The sequence below is a fragment of the Mucilaginibacter sp. P1_D10 genome (genome assembly GCF_056406215.1).
In genome coordinates this window covers 104,547-130,904 of record NZ_JBFUAP010000001.1, presented here as the reverse complement: position 1 = coordinate 130,904, position 26,358 = coordinate 104,547, and the positions used below count along the sequence as shown (strand labels likewise).

At 46.3% G+C, this 26,358-nt stretch carries 31 protein-coding genes; 19 read left to right on the top strand and 12 right to left on the bottom strand.

The features are described from left to right. Positions 1–13: 13 nt before the first annotated feature. The 9 genes from AC1DYT_RS00610 to AC1DYT_RS00570 form a co-directional block, all read right to left on the bottom strand. Positions 14–658, bottom strand: coding sequence for a M949_RS01915 family surface polysaccharide biosynthesis protein (locus tag AC1DYT_RS00610; RefSeq protein WP_477467727.1), 645 nt, complete (start codon positions 656–658; stop codon positions 14–16). A 169-nt stretch (positions 659–827) separates the two neighbouring features. Continuing rightward, entirely contained in the window at positions 828–2,693 is a 1,866-nt protein-coding gene (locus AC1DYT_RS00605) for a CocE/NonD family hydrolase (protein WP_477467726.1), read from the bottom strand. Positions 2,694–2,816: 123 nt separating this feature from the next. After that, positions 2,817–3,251 carry a type II toxin-antitoxin system VapC family toxin gene (locus tag AC1DYT_RS00600; protein WP_477467725.1) on the bottom strand — a complete coding sequence of 145 codons (435 nt, stop codon included), beginning with the start codon at positions 3,249–3,251 and terminating at the stop codon, positions 2,817–2,819. Continuing rightward, a complete protein-coding gene (locus AC1DYT_RS00595; RefSeq protein WP_477467724.1) occupies positions 3,248–3,478 on the bottom strand; it encodes a hypothetical protein in 231 nt (76 codons plus the stop codon). The genes AC1DYT_RS00600 and AC1DYT_RS00595 overlap by 4 nt, the downstream gene beginning before the upstream one ends. 39 nt (positions 3,479–3,517) lie before the next feature. Beyond that, a complete protein-coding gene (locus AC1DYT_RS00590; protein ID WP_477467723.1) occupies positions 3,518–4,423 on the bottom strand; it encodes a LysR substrate-binding domain-containing protein in 906 nt (301 codons plus the stop codon). Beyond that, positions 4,420–5,205 carry a hypothetical protein gene (locus AC1DYT_RS00585; RefSeq protein WP_477467722.1) on the bottom strand — a complete coding sequence of 262 codons (786 nt, stop codon included), beginning with the start codon at positions 5,203–5,205 and terminating at the stop codon, positions 4,420–4,422. Before AC1DYT_RS00585 ends, AC1DYT_RS00590 begins: the two co-directional genes overlap by 4 nt. 2 nt (positions 5,206–5,207) lie before the next feature. Next, on the bottom strand, positions 5,208–5,987 hold the full coding sequence (locus AC1DYT_RS00580) for a hypothetical protein (RefSeq protein ID WP_477467721.1): 780 nt from the start codon (positions 5,985–5,987) through the stop codon (positions 5,208–5,210). Between the two features lie 42 nt (positions 5,988–6,029). Next, positions 6,030–6,230 carry a hypothetical protein gene (locus tag AC1DYT_RS00575; RefSeq protein WP_477467720.1) on the bottom strand — a complete coding sequence of 67 codons (201 nt, stop codon included), beginning with the start codon at positions 6,228–6,230 and terminating at the stop codon, positions 6,030–6,032. Between the two features lie 127 nt (positions 6,231–6,357). Beyond that, complete coding sequence (locus tag AC1DYT_RS00570; RefSeq protein ID WP_477467719.1) at positions 6,358–7,365, bottom strand: aspartate-semialdehyde dehydrogenase; 1,008 nt, start codon at positions 7,363–7,365, stop codon at positions 6,358–6,360. A gap of 336 nt (positions 7,366–7,701) precedes the next feature. Here AC1DYT_RS00570 and AC1DYT_RS00565 point away from each other — a divergent pair, with 336 nt between their 5' ends. The 9 genes from AC1DYT_RS00565 (at position 7,702) to recJ (ending at position 14,984) form a co-directional block, all read left to right on the top strand. Beyond that, on the top strand, positions 7,702–8,652 hold the full coding sequence (locus AC1DYT_RS00565; protein ID WP_477467718.1) for an NAD-dependent epimerase/dehydratase family protein: 951 nt from the start codon (positions 7,702–7,704) through the stop codon (positions 8,650–8,652). Between the two features lie 89 nt (positions 8,653–8,741). After that, positions 8,742–9,467 (top strand): YebC/PmpR family DNA-binding transcriptional regulator, encoded by a 726-nt coding sequence (locus tag AC1DYT_RS00560; protein WP_477459485.1) that lies wholly within the window; start codon positions 8,742–8,744, stop codon positions 9,465–9,467. 145 nt (positions 9,468–9,612) lie between these two features. Further along, positions 9,613–9,834, top strand: a complete 222-nt coding sequence (locus AC1DYT_RS00555) for a DUF2442 domain-containing protein (RefSeq protein WP_477467717.1) — start codon at positions 9,613–9,615, stop codon at positions 9,832–9,834. A gap of 129 nt (positions 9,835–9,963) precedes the next feature. Beyond that, the gene (locus tag AC1DYT_RS00550) at positions 9,964–10,974 is read left to right on the top strand and encodes a hypothetical protein (RefSeq protein ID WP_477467716.1); all 1,011 of its coding nucleotides are present in this window, start codon (positions 9,964–9,966) and stop codon (positions 10,972–10,974) included. A gap of 34 nt (positions 10,975–11,008) precedes the next feature. Next, positions 11,009–11,410, top strand: a complete 402-nt coding sequence (locus AC1DYT_RS00545; protein ID WP_477467715.1) for a hypothetical protein — start codon at positions 11,009–11,011, stop codon at positions 11,408–11,410. Between the two features lies 1 nt (position 11,411). Beyond that, positions 11,412–12,080 carry a hypothetical protein gene (locus AC1DYT_RS00540; RefSeq protein ID WP_477467714.1) on the top strand — a complete coding sequence of 223 codons (669 nt, stop codon included), beginning with the start codon at positions 11,412–11,414 and terminating at the stop codon, positions 12,078–12,080. Between the two features lie 32 nt (positions 12,081–12,112). Next, on the top strand, positions 12,113–12,622 hold the full coding sequence (locus AC1DYT_RS00535; RefSeq protein WP_477467713.1) for a phosphoribosyltransferase family protein: 510 nt from the start codon (positions 12,113–12,115) through the stop codon (positions 12,620–12,622). A 17-nt stretch (positions 12,623–12,639) separates the two neighbouring features. Beyond that, the gene (locus AC1DYT_RS00530) at positions 12,640–12,885 is read left to right on the top strand and encodes a hypothetical protein (protein WP_477467712.1); all 246 of its coding nucleotides are present in this window, start codon (positions 12,640–12,642) and stop codon (positions 12,883–12,885) included. 389 nt (positions 12,886–13,274) lie between these two features. Then, on the top strand, positions 13,275–14,984 hold the full coding sequence (gene recJ, locus AC1DYT_RS00525; protein ID WP_477467711.1) for a single-stranded-DNA-specific exonuclease RecJ: 1,710 nt from the start codon (positions 13,275–13,277) through the stop codon (positions 14,982–14,984). A gap of 143 nt (positions 14,985–15,127) precedes the next feature. Here recJ and AC1DYT_RS00520 read toward each other — a convergent pair whose 3' ends face one another. Next, positions 15,128–16,492 carry an IS110 family RNA-guided transposase gene (locus AC1DYT_RS00520; RefSeq protein ID WP_477467710.1) on the bottom strand — a complete coding sequence of 455 codons (1,365 nt, stop codon included), beginning with the start codon at positions 16,490–16,492 and terminating at the stop codon, positions 15,128–15,130. Positions 16,493–16,808: 316 nt separating this feature from the next. Here AC1DYT_RS00520 and lptB point away from each other — a divergent pair, with 316 nt between their 5' ends. From lptB to AC1DYT_RS00490, 6 genes are all read left to right on the top strand, one after another. After that, on the top strand, positions 16,809–17,549 hold the full coding sequence (gene lptB / locus AC1DYT_RS00515; protein WP_477467709.1) for an LPS export ABC transporter ATP-binding protein: 741 nt from the start codon (positions 16,809–16,811) through the stop codon (positions 17,547–17,549). Between the two features lie 123 nt (positions 17,550–17,672). Continuing rightward, complete coding sequence (locus tag AC1DYT_RS00510) at positions 17,673–19,208, top strand: GH3 auxin-responsive promoter family protein (protein ID WP_477467708.1); 1,536 nt, start codon at positions 17,673–17,675, stop codon at positions 19,206–19,208. Between the two features lie 57 nt (positions 19,209–19,265). Then, positions 19,266–19,655 (top strand): hypothetical protein, encoded by a 390-nt coding sequence (locus tag AC1DYT_RS00505; RefSeq protein ID WP_477467707.1) that lies wholly within the window; start codon positions 19,266–19,268, stop codon positions 19,653–19,655. Between the two features lie 21 nt (positions 19,656–19,676). After that, positions 19,677–20,060 (top strand): hypothetical protein, encoded by a 384-nt coding sequence (locus AC1DYT_RS00500; RefSeq protein ID WP_477467706.1) that lies wholly within the window; start codon positions 19,677–19,679, stop codon positions 20,058–20,060. 13 nt (positions 20,061–20,073) lie between these two features. Next, positions 20,074–20,463: a hypothetical protein gene (locus AC1DYT_RS00495; RefSeq protein ID WP_477467705.1), complete on the top strand. Its 390-nt coding sequence runs from the start codon at positions 20,074–20,076 to the stop codon at positions 20,461–20,463. A gap of 22 nt (positions 20,464–20,485) precedes the next feature. After that, positions 20,486–20,884, top strand: coding sequence for a hypothetical protein (locus tag AC1DYT_RS00490; RefSeq protein ID WP_477467704.1), 399 nt, complete (start codon positions 20,486–20,488; stop codon positions 20,882–20,884). Between the two features lie 9 nt (positions 20,885–20,893). On the opposite strand, the gene AC1DYT_RS00485 is transcribed toward AC1DYT_RS00490, so the two are convergent. Then, the gene (locus AC1DYT_RS00485; protein ID WP_477467703.1) at positions 20,894–21,373 is read right to left on the bottom strand and encodes an N-acetyltransferase family protein; all 480 of its coding nucleotides are present in this window, start codon (positions 21,371–21,373) and stop codon (positions 20,894–20,896) included. Continuing rightward, the gene (gene folP / locus AC1DYT_RS00480) at positions 21,373–22,230 is read right to left on the bottom strand and encodes a dihydropteroate synthase (protein ID WP_477467702.1); all 858 of its coding nucleotides are present in this window, start codon (positions 22,228–22,230) and stop codon (positions 21,373–21,375) included. Before folP ends, AC1DYT_RS00485 begins: the two co-directional genes overlap by 1 nt. A 202-nt stretch (positions 22,231–22,432) precedes the next feature. On the opposite strand from folP, the gene AC1DYT_RS00475 reads away from it, so the two are divergent. From AC1DYT_RS00475 to AC1DYT_RS00460, 4 genes are read left to right on the top strand one after another with little or no spacing between them, the layout of a single operon-like run. Beyond that, positions 22,433–22,915, top strand: a complete 483-nt coding sequence (locus tag AC1DYT_RS00475) for a DUF1599 domain-containing protein (RefSeq protein WP_477468089.1) — start codon at positions 22,433–22,435, stop codon at positions 22,913–22,915. Continuing rightward, positions 22,912–24,066 (top strand): BT_3928 family protein, encoded by a 1,155-nt coding sequence (locus AC1DYT_RS00470; protein WP_477467701.1) that lies wholly within the window; start codon positions 22,912–22,914, stop codon positions 24,064–24,066. The genes AC1DYT_RS00475 and AC1DYT_RS00470 overlap by 4 nt, the downstream gene beginning before the upstream one ends. 17 nt (positions 24,067–24,083) lie before the next feature. Then, the gene (locus AC1DYT_RS00465; RefSeq protein WP_477467700.1) at positions 24,084–25,730 is read left to right on the top strand and encodes an AAA family ATPase; all 1,647 of its coding nucleotides are present in this window, start codon (positions 24,084–24,086) and stop codon (positions 25,728–25,730) included. Continuing rightward, complete coding sequence (locus tag AC1DYT_RS00460) at positions 25,727–26,239, top strand: shikimate kinase (RefSeq protein ID WP_477467699.1); 513 nt, start codon at positions 25,727–25,729, stop codon at positions 26,237–26,239. Before AC1DYT_RS00465 ends, AC1DYT_RS00460 begins: the two co-directional genes overlap by 4 nt. The last annotated feature ends 119 nt before the right edge of the window (positions 26,240–26,358 follow it).

Sequence of the window (26,358 nt, the reverse complement as noted above, 5' to 3'; positions counted from 1 at the left end):
TTAATTTAAAAATCTATTTCCAGTCTTCTATCATATTGTTTTTCCAAAGAGCAGAAGCATAGTCGCGGAAGCTTTTCGGGCCTGCTTTAAAGACAGCATCGAAAGTGTATTTGCCACCATAAGTCTCTTTCGGAGCGGTTTCTTTTTCTCCGGGCAATATGACTTTGGTTGTCCCTCTCACCGCATACTTTTTATCGCCTTCGTGCATAATTATCTTCAAATCGCTGGGGCTAACGTCGCCGTGGCAAACCGTTTTATACATCAGCCAAACTTCGGCTGTCCCATTATTATCTAAATCGGTAACCGCAAAAGTCTTGGGCAGGTAATGTGCCGCCAGGTCTACATCACAGTCCTTTATAAAGTCGTATGTCTGCCAGGTTAATTTTAATTCTCCAGCTGTTTTTCTATAATGATAGGCATGCAATTCTTCGTTACGAAAATTGTCGCTATCAGGGCCTTTGCTAGATATTATTCCACTCTCCGTGGTAATTACCAAATGTTCGCCGTCCTTATCGGTAAAGCTTACAGCATCAATAATATGCCCGGTATATTTGATGGACTTAGGGATAGCGGTTTTATCCAGCTGCGTTACCTTTACCTGCGCGGTGGCGTATTGGCAGGTCATCAATATTAAATACAGGTAAAGCAGTTTTTTCATTTGTCTGAACTCGAATTTTATAGAATTAATGAATTTTTAGAATGTAAATCATGGATTGGCGACGAGTTTGCCATGTCGCCCCCTCGCACCACCCCGACCGCTCCTCGACATGGTGTTAAGGGAATCCCTTCTTCCTAAATTCTAACCTTCAGCCTCTAATCTCTAGCCCCTATTTCAACACCTCCACATCAAAATAGCTATCATTAAATATGGTTTCGGTTGCTTTTATGTAATCGCTATCGTTGGCTTTGTAAGGGTTATCCAAAAACGTTTGCGGGTTGCGGGCAAACAGCGGGAAAGCTGTACTTTGCACCTGTATCATAATACGGTGCCCCTTTTTAAAGGTGTGCAATACATCCTGCACCCGGAAGTTGATATCCGTTTTCTGACCTGCCACCAGTGCCTCCGGTTTTTCGAAGCTGTTGCGGAAACGGGCGGGCATTACCTCGCTGCGTACCATTTGCTGGTAGTTGTTCAGCGTGAGGCTTTTGTTGGGCATGTAGGGGTTGTTCGGTTCATCTGCGGGGTAAACATCAATCAGCTTCACAAAGAAATCGGCATCGGTGCCGGTGCTGGCCACTTTAAGGTGCGCCATGATTTCGCCGCCAAGGGTAACGTCATCGGTAAGTACCTCTGTTTGGAAAACCAGCACATCAGTGCGGCGTCCGGCGAAGCGCTGGTCTTCGCTCATGTAATTATGCGGGGTGAAGCCTATGGTAGTCGGCAGGTCCTCGGTGTAAGGAACGGGTTTCAGCGGGTCGCTGATGTAGCTGGTAGAACCGGCATTTGCTGGTTGTGAAGCGGCCAGTTTGCCGTCGTTATTCAGGTAAAACTTTATATGCTCTGCGGCGGGCGAAGGCCATTTATCGAATGTACGCCACTCATTTTTGCCTGTATTGAACATATAGGCTTCGGGCAGGCCGCTGTTTTTATCGCCATTGCCCTTGAGGAAATGATTGAAGAATTTCTGCTCGATATTTTTTTGATAGAAAGTAGCGATGCTATCGCCAAAGTAGATATTGCTGTGCATGGTGTGTCCCGTCTCGCGCGACCACCGGCCGTGCCCGAAAGGTCCCATCACGATGGTATTGTAACCATCCGGATTTTTCTGCTCGATAGCTTTGTAAATAGCCAACGGACCGGTTAAGTCCTCCGCATCAAACCAGCCGCCAACGGTCATCACCGCCGTCTTGGTTTTGACGTAATGTTTGGGCAAGCCGCGTTGTTGCCAAAAAGCATCGTAGCTGGGGTGGTTGATGGTTTCCTGCCAGTAAAAATTGTCCTTATAGTACTTATCGGCATTTTTAAGCGGACCCATATCCAGCAAAAACTGGTAGCCATCTTTAGTGTGCGGGTTTATCATCTGGCTGTTATACCAGGGCGTTGCGGTGGTGTCCTTTTTCTGCACGCCAAATACCGGGTAGGTGAAAAAGTAGCTTTCTAAAAGCGCGCCGTTGTGATGAAAATCGTCGAAAAAGAAATCGGAAATCGGTGCCTGCGGCGATGAAGCCTTCAGAGCCGGGTGGTTGCTGAGGATACCAGCAGCGGTATAAAAACCGGGATAGCTGATACCCCATTGCCCTACGCGGCCATTATTGCCGGGCAGGTTTTTAATGAGCCAGTCGATGGTATCATAGGTATCCGAACCTTCGTCTACATCCGTTTTTTTCTTTTTGTTATCGATAACCGGGGTCATGTTTGTCCAGGTGCCTTCGCTTTTCCAGCGGCCGCGCACATCCTGGTAAACGAAAATGTAGCCTTCCTGCATCATGTATTTTGAGGGACCCAATTGGCCGGCATACTTGGTTTCGCCATAGGGCGCTACGCTGTAGCAGGTGCGCTGCATCATGATAGGATATTTATTGGTGGCCGAAGCGTCCTTTGGCGTGTAGATGGAAGTGAACAGCTTTACGCCATCGCGCATGGTGATGTACACATCTTTTTTGGTGTAATGCTCTTTTACATCGTAACTCTGCGCAAGGGCAGCGGTGCAGGCGGTAGCCAGCAGGAATAAAACGGCGAAGATTTTTCTCATGATTATCAGTATTAGCTGAGGCTAATTTAGCAAGTAAATCAACAAAATGCTAACCGTGGCAGGGTTGTTACAAAAGGGGGTAATAATTGAGGGGATTGGGGTAGTATTTAAACGAGTGCTTCGCTAAAGATACGAAGTATTAATCCCCTCGGCCTCTATAAGGTTATTCAGTAGCTTATCGTCTGTAACTGCGATGTCTACTTTCTGGGCGACGATTTTTATAGACGATAATTGCAAAGCATCTAAGGACCTCAATCCGCTAACACCATATTTTTTTATGAGTTGAAGAGCAGTATCCATACACGCATCATCTAAAGGAGTAACGATGTATTTGTCTAAATCCGCCAAAAATGAATTCAGGATATCTTCGGCATTTATTAGCGAGAGCTCTTTCGTCCGTACTTTCTTATAAACTGCGGAGCTAAACTCAATTTTTGACAATTGTGAAATGTAGATATCCGAGATATAATACTTCTCAAATAGTTCATCTATCCTTGAGGTTCCCTCCTGCCGGTAGTATAATTTAATTAAGACCGAGGTATCTAAAAAAACTTTCACAGCTGCGACCTTCGTTCTTCTATCACCGCTTCAGCAATATCGGTATGCACATCTTTAAGTAATTCCCGGCTTTTGGCAAAGGAGAAATCTTTAAGGGTTAAACGCTTGTTTACTGACTGGATATCTTCATCCATAAATGTCACAAGCACTTTAACAGGTTTGTCTACCAATACCGGTTTATCTAAAACAACAGTACCATTATCATATGTGCCGCTCAATTGTACCATAACCAAATTTACTGAAATCTATTCAAAAAGAAAAATAAACTAACCGTCCTTTAATATAAACCGGGTAGCATAATTCATAAAATTGCCCGTCAACCCGTTATCCTCCGTGCCTTTACGGCGGATGAAGTAGAAATCGCGGGTTATCTTTAGGCCCTCGATGGGTACTTCTACCAAGTCGCCTTCGGCTAATTGGCGGATGATGGAGGGGCGGGGCATAAAGCCGAGGCATTGGTCGGCCAGGAGGAAGTTTTTGAGTGCTTCGGTACCGCCGAGGCGTATTTTGATGGATAGGTCGGCCGGTTTGATATGCAATGCCGAGAGGGCTTTTAGGAGTGCCGTTAAGGTACCTGAGCCGCGTTCCCTCACCGCCAAAGGCGTTTTTACGAACTGCTTCAAGGTTAGCGATTTCCCCGCCAACGGACTTTTTGCCGAGCACACAGGTATCACCTCGTCGCTCATGAAATGGGTGTAGGTAACAGTAGTAAGCTTGGTTTCGGCCTCGATGATGCCGAGGTCCACCTCGTGCCGCAGCAAGGCATCCAGTATATATTCGGAATTACGGTTAACCAATTGCACGCCCACATTGGCGTATTCCTGCTGAAAACCCGAGAGGATATACGGCAAAATGTATAAGGCGATGGTAGTGCTTGCCCCCAGGCGCAGGTGCCCTGCGGCATTGGCGGCGTTGCTGAGGATGGAGAGCTCATACTCGGCCTTACGCTCAATTTCGGTAGCCTGTTTCAGGTAATCGTTCAGTTTTATACCTGCGTCGGTAAGTGAAATGCTATTGCCTTTGCGCTCGAAAAGCGGCATCTTGTACTGGTCTTCCAACGCTTTGATGTGCTTGCTGATGGCAGGCTGGGTAATAAACAGCACCTGCGCCGCCTTAGAGAAACTAAGGTTGGCGGCAACTTCCATAAAAACGCGGTGGCTGAAGGATATCATTCAGCTAAGATAACCTTTTCGAAATATTGGCCGGTGAATTTGTAGGTGATAAACTTTTTGGTTATTCCCCCCTCTGAAGTAATCAAAGGAATTTTTATGGTTTGCGTTTTTATATCGAACGTTAACTGGGGTTGTGTGGCTATGCCGCGATTAACTGAGGCACTCAAATCAGAGTCGATATCTAAGCAGTTATTTAGTCCACTTTTGGTTTTGATAAGTTTTGCATTGGGGTTAAGCTTCCCTTGCTCTATTGCGAAGACCTTTACTCCCTGCGTAATGTAAGCGCTTGATAGAATGCCTGTATTAACGCCTATATAATAAGTTATTTTACCTGTTTTAACCTTGTATAACCCGGAATAAAAAGGCTCATACCCTCCGGAGTCGATTACTAAAATTATCGATTTTGTAATAGGTCCGGATTTATATTGAACGAGGTTTTTGAATTTCCGCATAGTGCCTCCAAGTGCAGTATCCCAAGAATATATTCGTAACGATCCGTCGGCAGAAGTATTAATTATTAAACCCGAGTTTGTGACCGACTTAAAAGATTGATTTATAGTGTGAGGGTACTTTTTGGTGATGGACTGCAATTGCGAGGAGAATCCGTCATTTGCATGTTCAAGTGAGTCATCAGCCCCTACGTCGCCTCTTCTTTCATCCCAATAGGCAATTTTCTTAAAAGATTTTAAAAGGCCAGCTTCGATAGTTTGTGGGTTTTGCGCGAAAGCGCCCTCAACAGCCAATAAAAAGCAACTACACAATATCAATTTAATGCGCTTCATCCCTATTTTATCTTTTCGAAATATTGCCCGTTGAATTTATAGGTGATGAATTTTTTGGTAACGTTACCCTTTGTATCAACCAATGGCATACGAATGGTTTGTGTGGCAGCAGCAAAGGTAATGGTTGGCCTTTTCCCATAAGGAATGTGGACGATAGAGCCGAAATCGTACTCGTACGAAATCTCATTCTTCAATCCCGAGCCTGTTTTGAGCAGCTTTACATTGGTATTTAGCTTACCATTTTCGATAGCAAATATTTTAATGCCCGTACCCGCATACCGTGATGATTCTATAATGCCCGTAATCCCAAGATAATACGTTTTGTTGACTGCTTTAAAGGTGTATAGGTTTGAATAAAAAGGCACGCCAGTCTCTTGGGAACTGACAAACAGTTCTGATTTTGTTGTATTTCCCGTTTTATACTGCATCAGGTTCTCAAATTCGCGCATGGTGCCGCCACCACCCATATCCCATGAATAAATTCTAAACAGTCCGTCGGAAGATGTGAAAATATCCAAACGCTCTTTTTTTAATGAAGCAAAGGATTGAGCAATTGTAGCCGGATATTTTTCCGTTGTGTATTTTAGTTTCTCACCAAAAACGTCGTTTGCGTTGTCGAGGGAATCGCTTGCGCTAACAGTCGTATCGCTTAGCCTTTGATCCCAATAGGCTATCTTCTTGAATGACTTGAGCAAGTCGGCTTCGATGGATTGTGGGGTTTGGGCGAAAGAATCGACGGTTAGAGCTAATAAGGAAAGAAACATGCCGAATGTATATCCCATTCGGAGACTGATAAAGAGTTGGTATTTAAAGGGATTCATTGGTTAGGCAAATAACAATTTAAATGTAGGAAAAACTGGCCCATCAAAGTGGCAGGCAATCGCCTCGGCAATATTCAGATTTAATGCTTCAATGGTATCAGCTTCGGTAAATATTGATTGACCGATGGCTGTTGCGTAATAGCCTCCATCGACATCTTTTTCCGTCAAAAAAATCAATTTATCCACTATGAAAATGTGTTTCATAAAAATAGGGATAACCTTTCGATTATCCCTATTCATTTATTCCGTAGAGACGCAATATTTTGGGTCTCCCGTATGCAAATCCGAAATGCATGACTGAGACGCAAAATATTGCGTCTCAACAATTAAACTACACCTCTACAGCCTGCCCAATCAAATGCTTAGCTACCAAATACTCGGCAATTTGCACGGCATTGGTTGCAGCGCCTTTGCGCAGGTTATCAGATACTATCCAGCAGTTTAAGGTGTTCGGCTGGGTTTCGTCGCGGCGGATGCGGCCTACAAAAACTTCGTCTTTATCATGTGCATCCAACGGCATCGGGTATTTCAAGTTCGCGATGTCATCAGTTACTACGATGCCCGGCGATTTTGAAAGCAGTTCCTTTACTTCTTCCACATCAAAATCATTCAGGAACTCGATGTTAACCGACTCTGAGTGCCCGCCCATTACCGGGATACGCACGGTGGTAGCCGTAACCTTGATGCTGGCATCGCCCATTATCTTAACGGTTTCCTTCACCATTTTCATTTCTTCTTTGGTGTAGCCGTTCTCGGTGAAAACGTCAATCTGCGGGATAACGTTCAGGTCGATCGTGTACGGGTATGCCTTCGGTCCGTCGATGCCTTTACGTTCGTTAAACAACTGGTCAACCGCTTTTACGCCGGTACCGGTTACCGATTGGTAGGTAGACACAACCACGCGTTTAATTTTATATTTATCGTGCAGGGGCTTTAAGGCCACTACCATTTGTATGGTTGAGCAATTTGGGTTGGCGATGATCTTGTCATCGGCAGTAAGCACATCGGCATTCACTTCGGGCACGATCAACTTCTTACTTGGGTCCATGCGCCAGGCCGATGAGTTATCTATCACGGTTGTGCCAACTTCGGCAAACATAGGGGCCTGCTCCAAAGAAGCACTGCCACCCGCGCTGAACAGGGCAACATCGGGCCTTTGCTTTATCGCATCCTCAACAGAAACCACCTTATACTGCTTACCCTTAAAAGTAATTTCTTTACCAATACTTTTAGCGGAAGCTACGGGGAATAATTCTGTAACGGGGAAGTTGCGCTCCTCAAGGATCTGCAACATTTTAGTGCCTACCAGCCCGGTGGCACCTACTACTGCGACTTTCATTTTTAAATTGTTAAATAAATAATACTGTTTTAGCCTCACCCCAGCCCTCTCCAAGGGAGAGGGAGGCAAGATTGAACTTGCTAACAAGTCCTCTCCTTTGGAGAGGATTTAGGTGAGGCTCAAATATGCGATTTTTTTGCGAATGTCTACTAAACTGGTATGCGAAATATTGTCTGAACTCGAATTTTAAGGAATTAAAGGAATGAGCAGAATTAAAATAGCGCATCGCTTCGGGCTTCATTCTGTCACTTCTAAAAATTCCCCCAAATTCGAGTCCAGACAATAAATTCGAGTTCACCCAAAAAAATTTACCTTTGTACCCAAACCTGCATCTGCATGAGCGAAAAGATTTTAGTGATAGGCGCCAACGGACAAATTGGTACCGAACTGGTTACTGCTTTGAGGAATATACACGGGGCCGAAAATGTTATAGCGTCGGACATTAACAACCCCAACTATGCTATCCGTAACAGCGGCCCTTTCGAGTTTGCAAACGTGCTGGATAAAGATAACCTGCACCATATATTCGAGAAACACCGCCCTACGCAGGTGTACCTGCTGGCGGCCATTCTATCGGCCGTAGGCGAGCAAAAACCACGTATGGCCTGGGATTTGAACATGACCGGCCTATTGCATATTCTTGATTTCGCCGTAGAGTTTAAAGTTGCAAAGGTTTTCTGGCCAAGTTCTATAGCCGTTTTCGGCCCGCACTCGCCACAATATAATACGCCGCAATACTGCATAATGGACCCTAACACTGTTTACGGTTTCAGCAAACTGGCCGGCGAACGCTGGTGCGAATATTACCACGCCAAATACGGGCTGGATGTGCGCAGCCTTCGTTACCCTGGCTTGATAGGCTGGCGTGCCAACCCGGGCGGCGGCACTACCGATTACGCCGTTCACATCTTCCACGAGGCATTAAAAAAAGGCAATTACCAAAGCTTTTTGAAAGAAGGTACCGCCCTGCCCATGATGTATATGGATGATGCTATCCGTGCTACCATTACCTTAATGGATGCACCGGCCGAACAAATAAAAATACGCAGCAGCTATAACCTGGCGGGTATAAGCTTTACGCCCGAACAATTGGGAGATGAAATTAAAAAGCATTTGCCTAATTTCGAACTGAGCTACGCCGACCACGACCCGCGCCAGGCCATAGCCGATAGCTGGCCAAAATCGATAGACGATAGCAAGGCAACCGAAGACTGGGGCTGGCAAATAGAGTACGACCTTGGTAAAATGACCAGCGACATGCTCGAAAATTTAAAGAAAGTAATTTAGAAGACCAATAAAGTATATTCACCGCAGATCAACATCGGCTCAATCAATATTCGGTGTAATCAATAAAATCGGTGTAATCCAAAAAGACAATGGGAAGAGCATTCGAATTCCGTAAGGAAAGGAAATTTAAGCGCTGGGCCAAAATGGCGGTGCAGTTTACGCGTTTGGGTAAGGAAATTGTAATGGCGGTTAAAGCCGGTGGCGGCGACCCGCACACCAACTCGCGCCTGCGCACGGCCATCCAAAACTCCAAGGCCGTTAACATGCCGAAGGACCGTGTGGAAGCGGCCATTAAACGCGCCACCAGCCGCGACGAGAAAGATTACGAAGAGCTGGTGTACGAGGGTTATGCACAACACGGCGTGGCTATATTGGTAGAAACCGCTACCGATAACATCAACCGTACCGTAGCAAATGTGCGCAGCTACTTTACCAAATACGGCGGCACGCTGGGCAAAACCGGCTCGTTGGATTTTATCTTCAGCCGCAAATCGGTATTCACTTTCGACCCGGGCGATCGCGACCTGGAAGAACTGGAATTTGAACTGATTGATGCCGGTTTAGAAGACCTGTTTGTAGATGCAGACGAAGAAGGAAATGAAATTGCCGTATTGCACGCCGCTTACGAAGATTTCGGCAAAATGCAGAAAGCTTTGGAAGCCCTGGGCATCGAAACCAAATCGGCCAAGCTGGAGCGTGTTGCGCAATCAAACATCGCCGTAACCGAAGAGCAATCTGTAGACGTGTTCAAGATAATAGACCGCCTGGAAGAAGACGACGATGTGCAGGCCGTGTACCATAATATGGCGGAGTAATTTTGATTTCGGATTTTCGATTTCGGATTCTATTTTACCCAACCCGTCATTGCGAGGCACGAAGCAATCTCCCGATTAGCATATCCACAATGCAAAGCTTAGAGATTGCTTCGTTCCTCGCAATGACGCTCTAATAAAATCAACCATGCCACTAACGTCAACCCGCAAACAGGAACAAAAAATAAAGGTAACCTTTGCCAATGGTTTGCTTTTTGTAGAGAAGGCAGATGGCAAGCAACAAGCCTTCCCGCTGGAGTGGTTCCCGAAACTGCTGAACGCTACCGATGAGGAGCGCGAAGATTGGGAGCAAACGGCAACAGGGATAAGGTTTGGCAAGCTGGACGTTTTTGTAGATGTGAGATTTTAGATATGAGATTTGAGACAGGAGCGTAGCTCATTTCTTGTATAGTCCAATAATAATGTAGGTAGATATGGGATTGAGATTTTGGGGCAGTTGTCTCACATCTCACATCTCATATCTCAAATCTAAAAAACCATGACTTTCGAAGAGTTTTTTCAGAAAAAGAGGATAGACCTTACCGCGCTGCAAGCCGGTGAGCCTGCCCTGTTTTTTGAATTTAAAACCCACTTCGAGCAAATGGGAGAAAAGAGTTTCGACCATACCAAAAAATACTGGTTCAATAAGTTACGGTTGCAATACCACCTGGCAGCCGAACAAAAGCCTGAGAAAGTGCACGTAGAGAACCGCTTGGCCGAACAAACCATTGTGGAAACGCTTACAGAAAGCATCCCCGTGCCAAGTGCGAAGAAAGTGGAAAGCCCGGACTCGAAAGCCGAAATTTCTCCCGAAGCCCTTGCGCCAAAACCTGCATTTAAGCCGCGCTTCAACCCCAAAATGGTTTCTCCAAAACCGGCAGAGGAAGCCGAAAGCACAGAGCCGAAGGAAACTCCCGACGTGAAACCAGACGCGGAAAGCGCTGCGGAAACTACCGCACCAAAGCCCGGTTTCAAGCCACGCTTCAACATGAAGATGGCACCAAAACCTGCAGAGCCCGTTGAGGATAAAACAGAAGTACCTGCACAAGCTGAAGCACTGCCGCCTATTGAAGAAACACCTGCCGCTCCTGCGGAAGCAACAGCACCAAAGCCAGGCTTCAAGCCACGCTTCAATATGAAGATGGTGCCGAAACCAGCAGAGCCCGTTGAGGATAAAGCAGAAGTACCTGCACAAGCTGAAGCACTGCCGCCTATCGAGGATACACCCGTCACCCCTGCGGAAACAACTGCACCAAAGCCCGGCTTCAAACCACGCTTCAATATGAAGATGGTTGCGCCAAAACCTGCGGACGCAGAACAACCGAAAGCAGACGATGCCGCACCATCTGCTGAACCCGGCGATGAACCAGCGCCTGCTGCACCAATTGAGGTTAAGGCAGAAATACCTGCAACGCCGGATGCCCCAGCTGAGGAAACTACGCCCAAACCTGTCGGCTTTAAGCCCAGGTTCAACGCCGCCAAAATGAAGCCCAAACCACCGCAGGAATAATTAATTATTTTAGAACCCATAGTACCCAATATATATGGACCCCGAAGAATTGCTGAACGAAAACGGCACAGAATCCAATAAACCAAAAAAGGAAAGCCCCCTGGTAAGCCTCGAACGCGACCTGAAACTTTTCAACGAATCTATCCGCGAGGTAGCCGTAGAAATCATGCTCGAAGGTTTATCTATGCACCCCATATTTGTTGCTCATCAGCACGAACTCAAGCTAGGTGAAGTAATCCTTGATCGTAACGAACTCAACACCGAGTGGAGCATCCACGCATCCACCATCGAAGAATTTACCGAGCGTGGCATTATCAAAGCCGAACTGAAAGAGCGTTTCCTCGGCACCTATAAAAACCCGCACGATTTTATGTGCCTGTTTGTAGTAGTACCCGAAGGGGCGAATTTTGTGTATTATCCGTATGTGAAAGGGTAGGATGAAATCCAATATTCTTGATATCTCACCTCAATTGGCCTATTATCTTATAGATGATGTTGAGGCAATAGATAATTCAGACTTAATTGAGCGTAATAAAGATACGATAGGTAAGTATTATCAGTATTTCGGTTTGCTGCATGATAGCCGGATTCTGAAAACCACGCTAAACCCCCAAAACTTCCTTCTAAATCTAAATGATTTCACTACCCATGTATTCGCCGAAGCATTGGTTGCAAAAAAGGGATTGAAAATTGAGGATGACAAGCTCGTATTTAAGGTTGATATTAATTTTGAAACAGAAGCCATTACATTCAATACAATTGATGATGATGGGTTTATCACTACGATAAAACCTGTAAAGGTCGACGAGTATTTATATGAAGAAATCATTTCAATAACAGATGAATTTATTGAAATAGGGTTAATTGTATGGGTTAGCGGTCGCGCAAGAAAGCCGGGGCGACACATCCTCATACTTACAAAAGCTAAGAATATTTCTTTAATCGAGCATCAGGATAACGACTGGGAAGCCGTTTTTGGTAAAGGATTCGACAAGTACTATAACCGGTTTAAAGCCGAACTTTTAAAAGGAACCTATTTATCCGACCAATCCCTCTGCGGAAAATTGATAGATGAGATTGATGGCAATGCCGTTAATCAGCTTTAGTATTATATTTGTTCAAATATCCAACACTCGCCATGCCCGATAAAAAGCTCCTGATATTAAACAGTACGCAAATACAGCAAAAGATTGACCGTATTGCCTACCAGATACTGGAAGATAATTTCGACGAAACGGAGATCCTCATCGCCGGCATCCTGCCCCGCGGCAACCATGTGGCCGAGCGGTTGAAGGCCGTGCTGGATGAGATAGCGCCGTTTACTACCTCTCTGCTTACTATAGAACTGGAAAAGGACAGCACCAGCCTGAGTGCGCGCATCAATTTCGACGTGGAGGAATGCAGCAACAAGGTAATTATTTTGGTTGATGATGTGTTGAACAGCGGCAAAACCCTGGCCTATGGTTTCGGCGTTTTCCTGGATGTTCCTCTCAAGAAACTCCGCACCGTGGTACTGGTAGACCGTAACCACAAAAGCTTCCCCGTAGCAACAGATTATGCCGGCATGGCCCTCTCTACCGTTATCAAAGAGCACGTTAACGTGGTTTTGGATGTGGAAGGCGAAGAAGATGCGGTTTATTTGGTGTAGAATAATTAAATTTGTGTATGTCAGCAGCAGAAGTACAAGAGACCAAAACAAGTTTGATAGCCTGGATAGAGCAGCTATCCGATTTGGAGATGCTTTCTATGTTGGAGGGCCTCAAGGATGCCAAGTTAGAGGATACAGGAAAAGATTGGTGGGATGAACTCACCCCAGCCCAAATAGAAAATATAAACGCAGGCTTAGCGGAAGCCGAAAGCGGCAACGTAATGTCATCCAAAGAATTTTGGTCGAAGCTGAAAGATGCCTGAAGTTTTCTATGCGCCAAGAGCCCTTCGTAACGCCGCTGAAATAAAAAATTATATCCTTTATTATTTTACGCAGCGAGAGGTCAACAATTTTTCAAGGCTGCTAAATAAGTTTGAACAGAACGTCAGCGTTTTTCCGCTACTTTATCGAAAAAGCAGCAGGAACTCCAAAGTACATCGGGCAGTTTTGAGTAAGCAGCTTTCAGTTTTCTATATCCTGAAAAATGGTCTGGTTATGGTAATCGCCATAATGGATAACCGGATGAGCGAAACTAAATGGCCATAGGCCTCGACATTTCTACCTTTTATTGCCCCCGCCTTAATCTCCGCTTCTTCCCGCTCTTGCGCTCTCTTTTTCCTATCTTTACACCCTAAAAATCTACGATATATCTATGGCCAAACGGTGGGTGATAAAAGATGGAGCAGATAAAGATGTAGTGCAAGCGCTTGCCGCAGAGCTTAACATAAGTACCGTATTGAGCAATATGCTTGCCCGCCGGGGCATCAGCAACTACGACGAAGCCAAGCTCTTCTTCCGCCCAAGCGTGCTCCACTTGCACGACCCTTTCCTGATGCAGGATATGGAAAAAGCTATCGACCGCATAGATGCCGCCATCGCCCAAAATGAAAAGGTCATGGTTTATGGCGATTATGATGTAGATGGCACCACAGCTGTCGCGCTTACGTACAGCTTTTTCAAAAACCACCACGCCAATATCGAATATTACATCCCCGATAGGTATAAAGAAGGCTACGGCATCTCAACAGCTGGGATAGATTATGCGGCGGCCAATGGCATCACGCTCATCATCGCGCTGGACTGCGGCATCAAATCAGTCGATAAAATTGCTTACGCCAACACCCTCGGGGTAGATTTCATCATCTGCGATCACCACTTACCCGGCGAAGAATTGCCCGCCGCCGTGGCCATCCTCGACCCTAAACGCGCCGATTGCCAATACCCATACAAAGAGCTTTCGGGCTGCGGCATCGGCCTTAAGCTGGCCCAGGCCTATGTGGAAAAACACGACTTACCTTTCGAAGAAGTAAGCGCCTATTTCGATCTGGCCTGCATCAGTATAGCCTGCGACATCGTGCACATTACCGGCGAGAACCGGGTGCTGGCCCACTTAGGCCTGCAAATGATAAACGAGAATCCCTGCATCGGCGTAAAAATGCTAATGGAAGTAGCTGGTCGTAAAGGCCCATACACCATCAGCGATGTGGTATTTTTATTGGGGCCACGCATTAATGCCGCCGGGCGCATCAACGATGCCAAAGATGCCGTACAGCTATTAATTGCCTGCCACGAAGACGATGCCAAAGAAAAAGGTCTGCTCATTAACGAGCGTAACCAGGAGCGCAAGGAATACGATGTGCAAATTACCGAAGAGGCCCTGAGCCTGATAGATAATGACGAGGTACTCATTGGCCGTAAATCTACCGTGGTATTCAACGAGCGTTGGCACAAAGGCGTTATCGGCATCGTAGCCTCGCGCCTTACCGAAAAATATTACCGCCCTACCGTGGTGCTCACGCGCAGCAACGGGCATGTGGCAGGTTCGGCACGGTCTGTACTGGGGTATGATTTATACGAGGCTCTTTGCGGCTGCAGCGATTTGTTATTGCAATTTGGCGGGCATAAATATGCGGCGGGCCTCACCATGCAGCCGGAGCAGGTACCCGCGTTCATACAACGGTTTGAGGAAGTGGTAAGCAGCACCATTACCGATGAGCAATTGATACAGCAGGTGCTGATAGATGCAGAGCTGCAACTGAGCGATATCGAACCCAAATTCTTCAGGATACTGAACCAGTTCGCGCCCTTCGGTCCGGAAAACATGGCACCGGTATTCCTGAGCAAAAATGTGTATGTTAGCGGGAATGCGGGCCTGGTAGGCGGCAATCACGTAAAAATGAGCGTAATGCAGCCCGGCTCGCCGGCATTCAGCTGCATAGCCTTTAACCATGCCGAATACCTGCCGCAATTAAAACCCGGCGTACCATTCGATATTTGCTACGCCATAGAAGAAAACATTTGGCGCGAGCAAAGGACGATACAGTTGAATATAAAAGGGATAAGGATGGTGAGTGGTGATTAGTGAGCAGAGAGTGGTGAGCGGTTAAAACCCAAACCCACGCGTCATTGCGAGGCACGAAGCAATCTCCCGATAGGACAAGCGGTCATGCATCGCTTAGAGATTGCTTCGTTCCTTATAATGACGTGAAGCCAATGCGTTGTTAATCAAGCTGCTTTTTGTATCGTCCATCCGAGTTTTGCGGCTGCTTTTTGCAGGCGTGCCAATTTTTTTGCCGTTTGCAGTTCTACATCCTGTTGTACTTTGCCAGCATCATAGGCCTCCTGTTTGAGCACCATATTGTAGAAGATGACTGCTATTTTCCTGGCTATTGCTTTGATTGCCTTTGCGGAGCCTTTCGTCGACGCCAGTTTTTTGTACTGCTGGCCTAACGGCCCTTTATTTTGCCACAGGCTATTCGCTGCCAATCGGAACGCCTGCGTAGCCGGGTTATTGGTAATCCGTTTTTCATAACCGATGACCCTGCCGCCGGATACTTTGGGACGGGGCGCAAGGTTGAGCCAACTGGCGAAGTGCCCCGCTGTTGGCCACTTGCGCATATCGTTGCCCGTTACGGCTAAGATGGTCAACAGGCCGATTTCATCCAGTCCGTCTACTTCCGTGAGGTCTACACCGAAGATAGCCTGCAGGTAGCTTTTCAGGTTGAAGTGGTATTGGTTCTTGCGTACCATGCCCTTCTTTTGCACATCGCGGAGGGTGGCCTGCTTTTCTTCCGGCAGCAGCTTTTGAAGCGTGCCTTGTATATAGGTTTCGTAAACCGCCATCTGCGCTTTAGCGAAATCGTAGCTTTCCAGGCTCTGCGATAAGATATTGGTATAATAGTTTTGGTAATCGCCTTTCAGCGAGCTCAGCAAGTCCTCAGGGCTGGCTTTTAGCCGATTATAATCGATAAGCTTCAACAAGGCTTCCGGCTCACGGATGCCTGTGCTGATTGCCCGCAGGAGCAGCATCCCGGCAACGCCTTCGATGTCGCTTATCAGGTGCTGAAACTTGATATTCATCAGCGTCAGCACTTTTTGGATGCGGTTCAGCGTGTCGCTTTTCTGCTGCTGAAGTACCTCCCGTTCATGGAGGTAGCTGCGTAGTTCGCGGTACAGCTCAGGTGCGATGTGGGAGTCGCGCAGCATGCCATGCGCCAGCAGTTGGTGGAGCCATTGCGCATCGTTGATGTCCGTCTTGCGGGCTGACACGTTCCGGTAGTGGCTGGGGTTCACCAGCACGATCTTCATCCCGTTTTGCTCCAGTATGCTGAACAGTACTTTCCAGTAAGAGCCCGTTGCTTCCATCGTTACGACCTCTACCTTTTCGCTCGCTAATAATGCTGCCAGTTCGTGAAGGCTGTCCGTAAAGCTGTTGAATTCTGCGATACGATTGTTATTGTTGCGATCTGTGTAGGATACCACCATCAGCATGCTGCCGATATCGATGCCCGCCGAACGCGGGTGCTGCAGCCCGAATTGTTCCATCTGCACAGGCGCACCATTCTTGTTGTTTTTCTTAACTTTGCCCATATACTTGTTTTTTTATAAACAGGGCAAGCTCTGCCGCTCTCAAAGTATTAAGCTTAAAAGCACGGTAAACCTTCCGCCCTCGGGCGGAGGCTCCCAATAATGTTTTTTACAAAGAGTGGCAATCCCAAACTCGCAATCGGGCTCTGGACGGCCCCAAGGGTTAGACGGGGTGTGTAGCTTGCCTTGTTTTTTTTGCAAGGTTATGCATTCCACCGATGCAGGCAAAGCACGTCATTACATTTTTTTCCAGGGCACCCTGGTGGATACTCGCAATGACGAGGATAGTTTTCCGTTATAGCGGTAATAATTTAGAAATATGATTCTTCGGGCAGAAAATTTAGTAAAGAAATATAAGCAGCGCAGCGTTGTAAACGATGTAACCTTTAACGTGGCGCAGGGCGAGATAGTAGGCTTGCTTGGGCCGAACGGTGCAGGCAAAACCACCTCTTTTTACATGATTGTAGGTCTGGTTAAACCCAACGAGGGGCATATTTATCTAGACGATGAAGAGATAACAGGCGACCCCATGTACCGCCGTGCGCAAAAAGGCATCGGCTACCTGGCTCAGGAAGCATCGATTTTTCGTAAGCTTTCGGTTGAGGATAACATCAAAGCGGTGCTGGAGATGGGCAAGATGCCGAAGGATAAGCAGCGCGATAAACTAGAGGAACTGATAGACGAATTTAGTCTGCACAAGGTGCGCAGAAACCGCGGCGACCTGCTGAGCGGTGGCGAGCGCCGCCGTACCGAGATTGCCCGCGCCCTGGCTGCCGAACCCAACTTTATCCTGCTGGATGAACCCTTCGCCGGCGTAGACCCTATCGCTGTGGAAGAGATACAAGCCATGGTGGCCAAGCTGCGCCATCGCAACATAGGCATATTGATAACCGACCACAATGTACAGGAGACCCTCTCCATAACCGATCGTGCGTACCTGCTTTTCGAGGGCAAGATACTGGAATCGGGCGTACCCGAAGTACTGGCTGCCAACGAGATGGTGCGTAAAGTTTACCTGGGTGCTAATTTTGTATTGAAAAGAAAAACTTTTGCCCAGTAAATTATATCTTTGAGTTGATAGGTGATGGTTCATAGTTCATGGTAGCTGCGTAAAAAGCCAAAAAGCGATTTTCGATGAGCCTCCGTCTATGAACTATCAACTATGAACCATTAACTCCCCCTTATGGCCATCATAAATTCCGTATTTACCTGGTTCATGAAAAAGCGTATCCACCAGATAGAGCTTTTTATGAAATACCCCAACGAAGTGCAGGAAGAATGGTTTGAGCAGCTTGTGGCCGGTGCCGAAAATACCGAATGGGGCAAACAGCACCACTACAAAAGCATCGAAAGCCTGGCCGATTTTAAGCGGCAGGTGCCCATCCAAAATTACGATACGCTGAAACCCTATATCGAGCGGATGCTGAAGGGTGAGCAAAACGTGCTATGGCCATCAGAGATACGCTGGTTTGCCAAATCATCGGGCACCACCAGCGATCGCAGCAAGTTTATCCCCGTAAGTGAGGAATCGCTGGAAGAATGCCATTTTAAAGGTGGCAAGGATATGCTTACCATATACTTCAACAACCGCCCCAACGCCCGCATTTTCACCGGCAAAAGTTTAACCCTTGGCGGCAGCCATCAAATAGGCCAGCTAAATGCCGATACTTCTTTCGGCGACCTATCGGCGGTAATCATGAAAAATCTACCCCTTTGGGCCGAGTTTTACCGCACCCCGCACCTGGATATCGCCTTGTTGGAAAACTTCGAGGAAAAAATAGAGAAGATGGCCCACGCTACCATAGATGTAAATGTAACCAGCATCAGCGGCGTGCCCACCTGGAACATATTGCTGTTTAAGCGCATCCTGGAGATTACGGGCAAAAACAACCTGTTGGAGGTATGGCCAAACCTGGAGCTTTACTTCCACGGCGCGGTAAACTTTACGCCCTATCGCGAGCAGTTCAGGAAGTTGATACCAAACACGGATATGTACTACCTGGAAACCTACAATGCATCGGAAGGTTTCTTTGGCATACAAGATCTGGAAGAACCCGGCGATATGCTGCTGATGCTGGATTATGGCATCTTTTACGAATTCCTCCCGCTGGAAAAATTACACGACGAAAACCCCGACACCCTAACATTGGACGAGGTAGAGCTGGATAAAAACTACGCCCTTATCATCAGCACCAATGCCGGCCTTTGGCGGTATATGATAGGCGATACCATAAAATTCACCTCGCTTTCGCCCTACCGCATCGCCATTACCGGCCGTACCAAGCATTTTATCAACGCCTTTGGCGAAGAACTCATCATCGACAACGCCGAACGCGCCCTGGCCGAAGCCTGTTCCTTAACCGGTGCCATCATCCGCGATTATACCGCCGCACCGGTGTACTTCAATGGCGACCAATGCGGCGCGCATGAGTGGTTGATCGAATTCGAGAAGAAACCCGCTGAATTCGAGCGTTTTGTAGACTTACTGGATCTTACCCTGCGCCGCGTAAACTCCGATTACGATGCCAAGCGTTTTAAAGATATGGCCCTGCGCCGCCCCCAGGTGCGCAAGGTTGCCGAGGGTACCTTCTTCAACTGGATGAAGTTGAAGGGCAAAATTGGCGGGCAGCACAAAGTACCCCGTCTGGCCAACAGCCGCGAGTACATCGATTCGATATTGAAGATGCTGGATGGTGTAGTGGTGCCTTCTAAAAATTAAATACCTGTTGTAGCGTTTACCAAAAAACGCCCGTAATAGTTATAAAACCAATTGATTATGAAGAGGGCTTTACTGTTGATTGCTATTGCCACCACATTATCCGCCTGCGAAAAGGAAGGTGCGGTTAACGCCAGCGTATTTGGCAAATACGAATTGCGGGCAAGCTATGGCGGCTTCAGCTATCATTACGATAAATTCCCGGCCGGAAACGGCCGTATCTTCCAGTTTAAAAGCGACAGCACCTACGTGAGGTATGCCAACGGTGTCATTACCGAAAGCGGCAACTTCCATATCAATATAAAAGGCACCGAGAATGGCGCACGCTACGGCACCATCACCTTCGATGAGCCGGTGTACCTGGATAACTTCCGCATCAAAGCCGATACGATAACCATCGGCACAACAGCAGCTGATGGCATAGCATCAGATTACGTTAAACTAAAATAGTGGATTAAAGCAGTTACGGATATGAAAAAAGCTTTGTTTTTTATGGCGCTGATTGCCGTCTTGGCATCGTGCAAAAAGGAAAAAGTAGCCCCCGCTTATAGCATCGTTGGAAAATGGGAGCTACGCTTCACTACGGGTGGCGGGCTCGCTGCGGTTCCTGCGGCCAGTGTTTTTATTTATGAATTTAAGGCGGATAGCACTTTTGTCCAATATATAGACAATACCGTGCATGCTACCGGCCAATACCATACCTCTATAACCAACAGCACGGCCGCAAACACTTACGGCAGTATAGAAATTTCGGGCAATGGCACAGACAGCTATAAGTTGAATAAAGATAGCCTCGTCCTCGGTGTAACCAACGCTACTGGTATTTCTCATATTTACGTTAAAAAAAATAACTAAAATAAATTTTACGATGAAAAAGGGGTTGTTAATTGTTGTGGTATTGGGCTGCCTGGCGGCCTGCAAAAAAGAAGAGAACCCTAAAATTAACTCCGGGCTTTTTGGCAAGTGGGAACTGGCCTGGGTAAGTGGCGGCCTGCGCCCCTCGGTGCGCGTTACAAACAGCGGTAATATGTACCAATTCAACAGCGACAGCACCTACGTAAAATATCTTGATAATAAAGTAGTCGCCAGCGGTAAATTCAGCATTAGGATTATTGAAACACAAGATACCGTAAAGTTCGGTACCGTTACGCTCACCAACCCCGATTACCATGATGCGTGGGCAGAAACGCCTAATACGATAACCATCGGCACGTCGGCTTTTGATGGGCCATCGTACGAGTATCATAGAGTGAAATAGTATAAACCTTCAATAAATCATCATGAAGAATTTCCTGTACACACTAACGGCTATTGCAGTCTTTGCATCCTGTAAAAAAGCAGACTTGCCGGTTACATCTACCGGTTACAACGGCACCTTTGAGTTACGTGCCAGATATGGCGGCATTGCCGGCATTAGCGAAAAATATCCAGCGGGTAACCAAAGCCTCCTACAGTTAAATGCCGATAGTACTTATAAAATGTCTGTGAAAGGCGCGCAGACCTCGGCGGGGAAATTCAGGATAACAAAAAATGCCTTTACTTATGGCAATATCGTTTACGACCGGATTTACTACGATGCCGATACTTACGGCACAGAAGCAAGGTTACACGGCGATACGCTTACCTTGGGTACCGATATTACTGACAATATCGCCGCGGATTATAAAAGGATAAAATAAAGCCTTTTTTTACACCTCGCCGATATTTCCCCAAAATATCCAATGCTGGTTAAGGTAGTCGCCGCCATGTTTAAGATAAAAGTATTGGTAAGGGTTGCCAGGTGATACCCCTACGCACAAGCTACCCGCTCCAAGTTTTTTTAGCCATTCAAGCGCGGCGTTGAAAAGGTTAAGCCCGATACCCAGCCGCTGGTGCTTTTTCAAAACATAAAAGGATTGTATTTCAGCATCCATATCATACCTGGTAGTGAGGTGTACCGCTATATAACCTATCATTTCATCATCGGCAATCGCCTTAAACACCATGCGTTCGGGTTTGGCGCTTACCGGCGATTGCCCGGCAAAATAGGTCTTCCAACGGTATTCGCGGGTAGGGTAATCTATGTCAACATCTTCAACCAAATCAGGAAACGATTGCAGTTTACTTGCAATCTCCACGCTGGTAATTTGGGGGATATCCGCTTCGCTGGCTCTCTCAATCCGTATCATCACAATCCGTTACAAGCTTCCCATATTTTTACCGCTTCTACTGCTTCCTTTACATCGTGCACACGCAATATGCTTGCATCTTTGATAAGGGCAATAGTGTTTAATACGGTGGTGCCATTAAGGGCTTCTTCGGCAGTACGGCCCAGCAAACCGTATATCATCCGTTTGCGCGAGATGCCTGCCAGCACCGGCAATTGCAGCAGGCCGAATTCCTGCATACGGTTCATCAATTCATAGCCCTGCTCCGCAGTTTTGGCAAAGCCGAAGCCGGGATCGAGGATGATATCGTGCAGGCCCAATTGCCTCAACTGGTATATTTTCTTCACGAAGTAATCAAACACCTCGGCAAACACGTCATCGTATTGCGCCTGCTGTACCATGGTTTGCGGCGTGCCTTTCATGTGCATCAATATATAGGGCACCTGCAAGCGGGCCACTGTTGCAAACATATCCGCATCAAGGCTGCCGCCCGATATATCGTTGATGATATGCGCACCCGCTTTTACAGCCGCTTCGGCTATGCTTGCGCGGAAAGTATCGACGGACATAATAGCCTCCGGGAAATCTTTTGCAATGGCTTCAACAGCAGGCAATAACCTTTCTATTTCTTCCTCAACCGAAATATCTACTGCCCCCGGGCGGGATGAGTAAGCCCCAAGATCGAGAAACGTTGCGCCATCAGTCAACATTTTCTCTACCTGCTGCAGTATAGCCGCAGTATCAGTTTTGCGGCTGCCGGCGAAAAAAGAGTCGGGTGTGATATTGATAATACCCATCACTTTCGGGGTAGATAAGTCAATCAATTTGCCACCGACGTTCAGGCTTAGTTTTTTCCGAAAAAATGTATCTTTAGCCACTGGATTTGTTGGAAGGTTGAAATGTTTTAAAGTTGTAAAGTTAATCGACTTTGCCAGTACTCTCTGCGTTAAATACGAACATTTCAACCTTACAACGTTTCAACTTTACAACGTCTTGGCAACATTCCAACTTTAAAACAAAGTTTTGAGCAACACCGCAACCGAATATAAAGCCGTTATTGAGCTATGCAAGGGCCTTTTCATGAAAAAGACCCGCGATTACGGTACCGCATGGCGCATTTTAAGGCCTTCCTCCATCACCGACCAGATATTCATCAAGGCGCAGCGCATCCGCACGCTCGAAGAAAAAAAAGTATCTAAAGTGGGCGACGATATCACCGGCGAATACATCGGCATCGTAAATTACTGCCTCATTGCCGTGATGCAGCTGGATAGTAGCGACGAAACACCATACGAACTATCACCCGAACATGTAGAGCGGCTTTTCGATGAAAAAGCAAAAGAAACCGAGGAATTGATGTTTGCCAAGAACCATGATTACGGCGAGGCCTGGCGCGACATGCGCATCAGCAGCCTTACCGATCTGATACTGATGAAGATACTCCGCGTAAAGCAGATTGAAGACAACCAGGGCCAAACGCTGGCATCCGAAGGCGTAAAAGCCAACTACCAGGATATGCTCAACTACTCGGTTTTTGCGCTGATAAAATTGGGGGCAGCATGAAAAACGGACTGATTTGGTTCTGCCGGATAGCCGTAGGTTTGCTGTTCATCTTCTCGGGCCTGATAAAAGCTAACGACCCCCTGGGTTTCTCCTACAAGCTGGAGGAGTATTTCGAGGTGTTCCACCTTACTTCATTAAATGGTTTTGCGCTTAGCGCGGCCATCATCCTTTGCGCGCTGGAAATGCTGCTGGGTTTCGCTTTGCTGGTGGGCACGCGCGCCGCTACGATTGTTTGGGGATTGTTATTGCTCATCGTGTTTTTTGGTTTCCTTACTTTTTACTCGGCATACTTTAAGGTGGTACAAACCTGCGGTTGCTTTGGCGATGCCATCCCGCTTACGCCTTGGCAGTCGTTCAGCAAGGATATGGTTTTGTTGGCATTAGTGCTGGTGCTATTCTTAAACCGCAAAACCATCCGCCCATTGGTTAACGCCAAAACCGGCGATAAACTGTTGATTGGCGCCGCCGTAATCTCAATAGGTTTTGGCTTGTACACCTACAACTTCTTGCCGATAATAGACTTTTTGCCATATAAAATAGGCGCGAATATTTTGGAAGAGATGCAAACGCCACCAAATGCGCCGGTCGATGTTTACGAGATCATCTATCACCTCAAAAACAAAAAGACCGGCGAGACTAAGTTAATGACCGATAAGGAGTACCTTAAAACTCCAGCCATCTGGAAAGACACCAACTGGGAAATAGGACCCAACCCCGAAAACAGGCTGATTAGCAAAGGGTTTGAACCTAAGATACGCGACCTGAATATACAGGATGCCCAGGGGACCAATTACAATAAGGAACTCCTCTCCAACCCGTTTTATAGCCTGCTCATCGTAGCTGACAAACTGGATGAAACCAACCTGGAGGCTATCGGCCGCATCAATGCGCTGGCCGCCAACCTGCATCAAAACTATAATACGCGTACCATACTGCTCACCTCAACCCCACCGCAAAGCGCGGAAGCATTTGCCAAAAAGAACAGCCTGGTGAGTGAATTATTTTATGCCGATGGCGTTCCGCTGAAGAGCATGGTACGCGCAAACCCGGGTATTATCCTGTTAAAAAACGGCACGGTAATAAATAAATGGCACTACCACAACCTGCCTACATACGAAACCTTGAACAAGGAATATTTTAGCAAGCAATAAATCGTTACTTTTATCTTATGAAGATAACAAAGCTGGAATTAAAAAATTTTAAGCGCTTTGATGATTTAACCATTGATATGACAGGCCTGGCCCAGCCGGCTAAACTGGTTTTATTAATTGGTACAAATGGGTCGGGGAAATCTTCGGTGTTTGATGGTTTCGAAGTCTTGAATAAGATAATTAAGGGAGATAATTGGGATACCGCTAATTTATATTACCGTAAAAAGCAATATTTCAGTTTCGAAATAAATGCCTACGGGGATTTTTCTGACGTTTACGGTAAAAATCTAGGTTTCATATCATCTTCACATAAACGAATAAAAAACGGCAACTACTTTTATGGACGAAGTAGTGTGAGACAAATACCAAAATTAACACGTACGAACTTAGGCGGACAGGGAAATGTGTCCTTCGACAAGGATACCGATAGGCCTAAATCTTTTATTGACCGAGATAGTCGCTTTGAAAACGACATTGAAAAAGTAGCTTCTTCAATTTTAACTGATGTATTTAAAGGGAATAATTCTACGGAAGAAATAAAGGAAAGCTATATAAATCCGATAAACAATGCTTTTCAAAACATTTTCGGCGAGGAGGCAGGCACTAGCATTAAGTTGATTTCATTCAAGCCTCCGCTGGAAGGCAAAATAGCCGAAATTCTATTTGAGAAAGGGCAATCAAAAATACCTTATGATTTTTTGAGCAGCGGGGAAAAAGAGATTTTCAATATTCTGTTAAACCTGCTTACCCGAACGGAATACTTTCAGGATACGGTTTATTTTTTAGATGAAATAGATCTTCACCTAAACACGTTGCTGCAAAAAAACCTGTTAAAAGAAATTACCGAAAACTGGATACCTGATAATTGCCAGCTGTGGACGGCCAGCCACTCGTTAGGTTTTATTGAATATGCAAATGAGGCCGAACACGCCGCGATAATTGATTTCGATAACCTGAATTTTGATATCCCGCAGGTAATTTTCCCATCACAAAAAAATAATGTGGATGTGTTTGAGATTGCGGTAAGCAAGGAGTTTTTGTCGAAAGTGTTCGAAGGTAAACAGATAGTTTTTTCGGAAAATACTGATACGCCGTTGTACAACAATCTGAACATTAAGGACACGATTTTTTTTAATGCGCAAAACAAAGCGGATGCTTTTCATAAAACAAAAAACAACCCAAATTATAATGGATTAGTCGACCGGGATTATCTAACCAATGAAGAGCGGGTAATCCTAATGGAAACATATAATAACCTTTATATCCTTAATTACTACTCTATTGAGAATTACTTGTTCCACCCGGATAATTTAGAGGAATATTTTTCTTCCGTTGGTAAAGAATTTGACAAAACCAGCTATACTAATGCCGTAAGAGCAGCAAGCGCCGAGAAGCGGGATAAGATACTGTTAGGCCTCGCCGTGGCGAGAGATAGCTACCCTTTTTATAGAGAAAATGAAAATGTAAACAAATTAAGAACTATCAGGGCTAACAACCCTCTTATACTTGAAATGCTGGATAGCAACGATTTTGAAACTTTCTATAAAGTGTTCCCTGCCAAAGATTATGGCACCCAAATAAAAGAACGCCAAAATATCAACCGTATCGACCTTGCCAAAACCAACTGGTTCAAAACCAAAATAGAAGAAGTCCTTACCAAATGAACCGCGTATTTTTAATAGGATTTATGGGCTGTGGCAAAACCAGCTGGGGCAAAAAACTGGCAGCGGGTTTGGGTTACGAGTTTATCGACCTGGACCACGTGTTGGAAGCGCAAGTAGGCTGCACCATTGCCGAATACTTCGCCAGCCATGGCGAAGAAGCCTTCCGTAAGCTGGAATCGGAAGTGCTCAAAACAACGGAATACCCTAATGACGTTATCGTATCCACAGGCGGCGGTTTGCCCTGCTTTTTCGATAATATGGAGTGGATGAACAGCCACGGGCAAACGCTTTATATACAACTATCGCCGCGCGGACTAGCCTCGCGTTTGGAGAACGCCAAAACACCCCGCCCCGTACTGCAAGGCAAAAAAGGCGAAGAACTGGTAGCCTTTATCGAACATAAATTAGCCGAACGCGAAAGCTTTTACCTGCAAGCCACGCATCATGTGGACGGCATTGATTTGAGCGTAGAAAACCTAATCAAAACAGTCGGCCTGGACGCGAAGTAAGGTGTCTGAACTCGAATCTTAAGGAATTTATTGAATTAACAGAATTATGCTGGATTAATTACTAATTCTGCGCATTCCGAAAATTCCCTAAAATTCGAGTTCAGACAAAGTTCAGACAA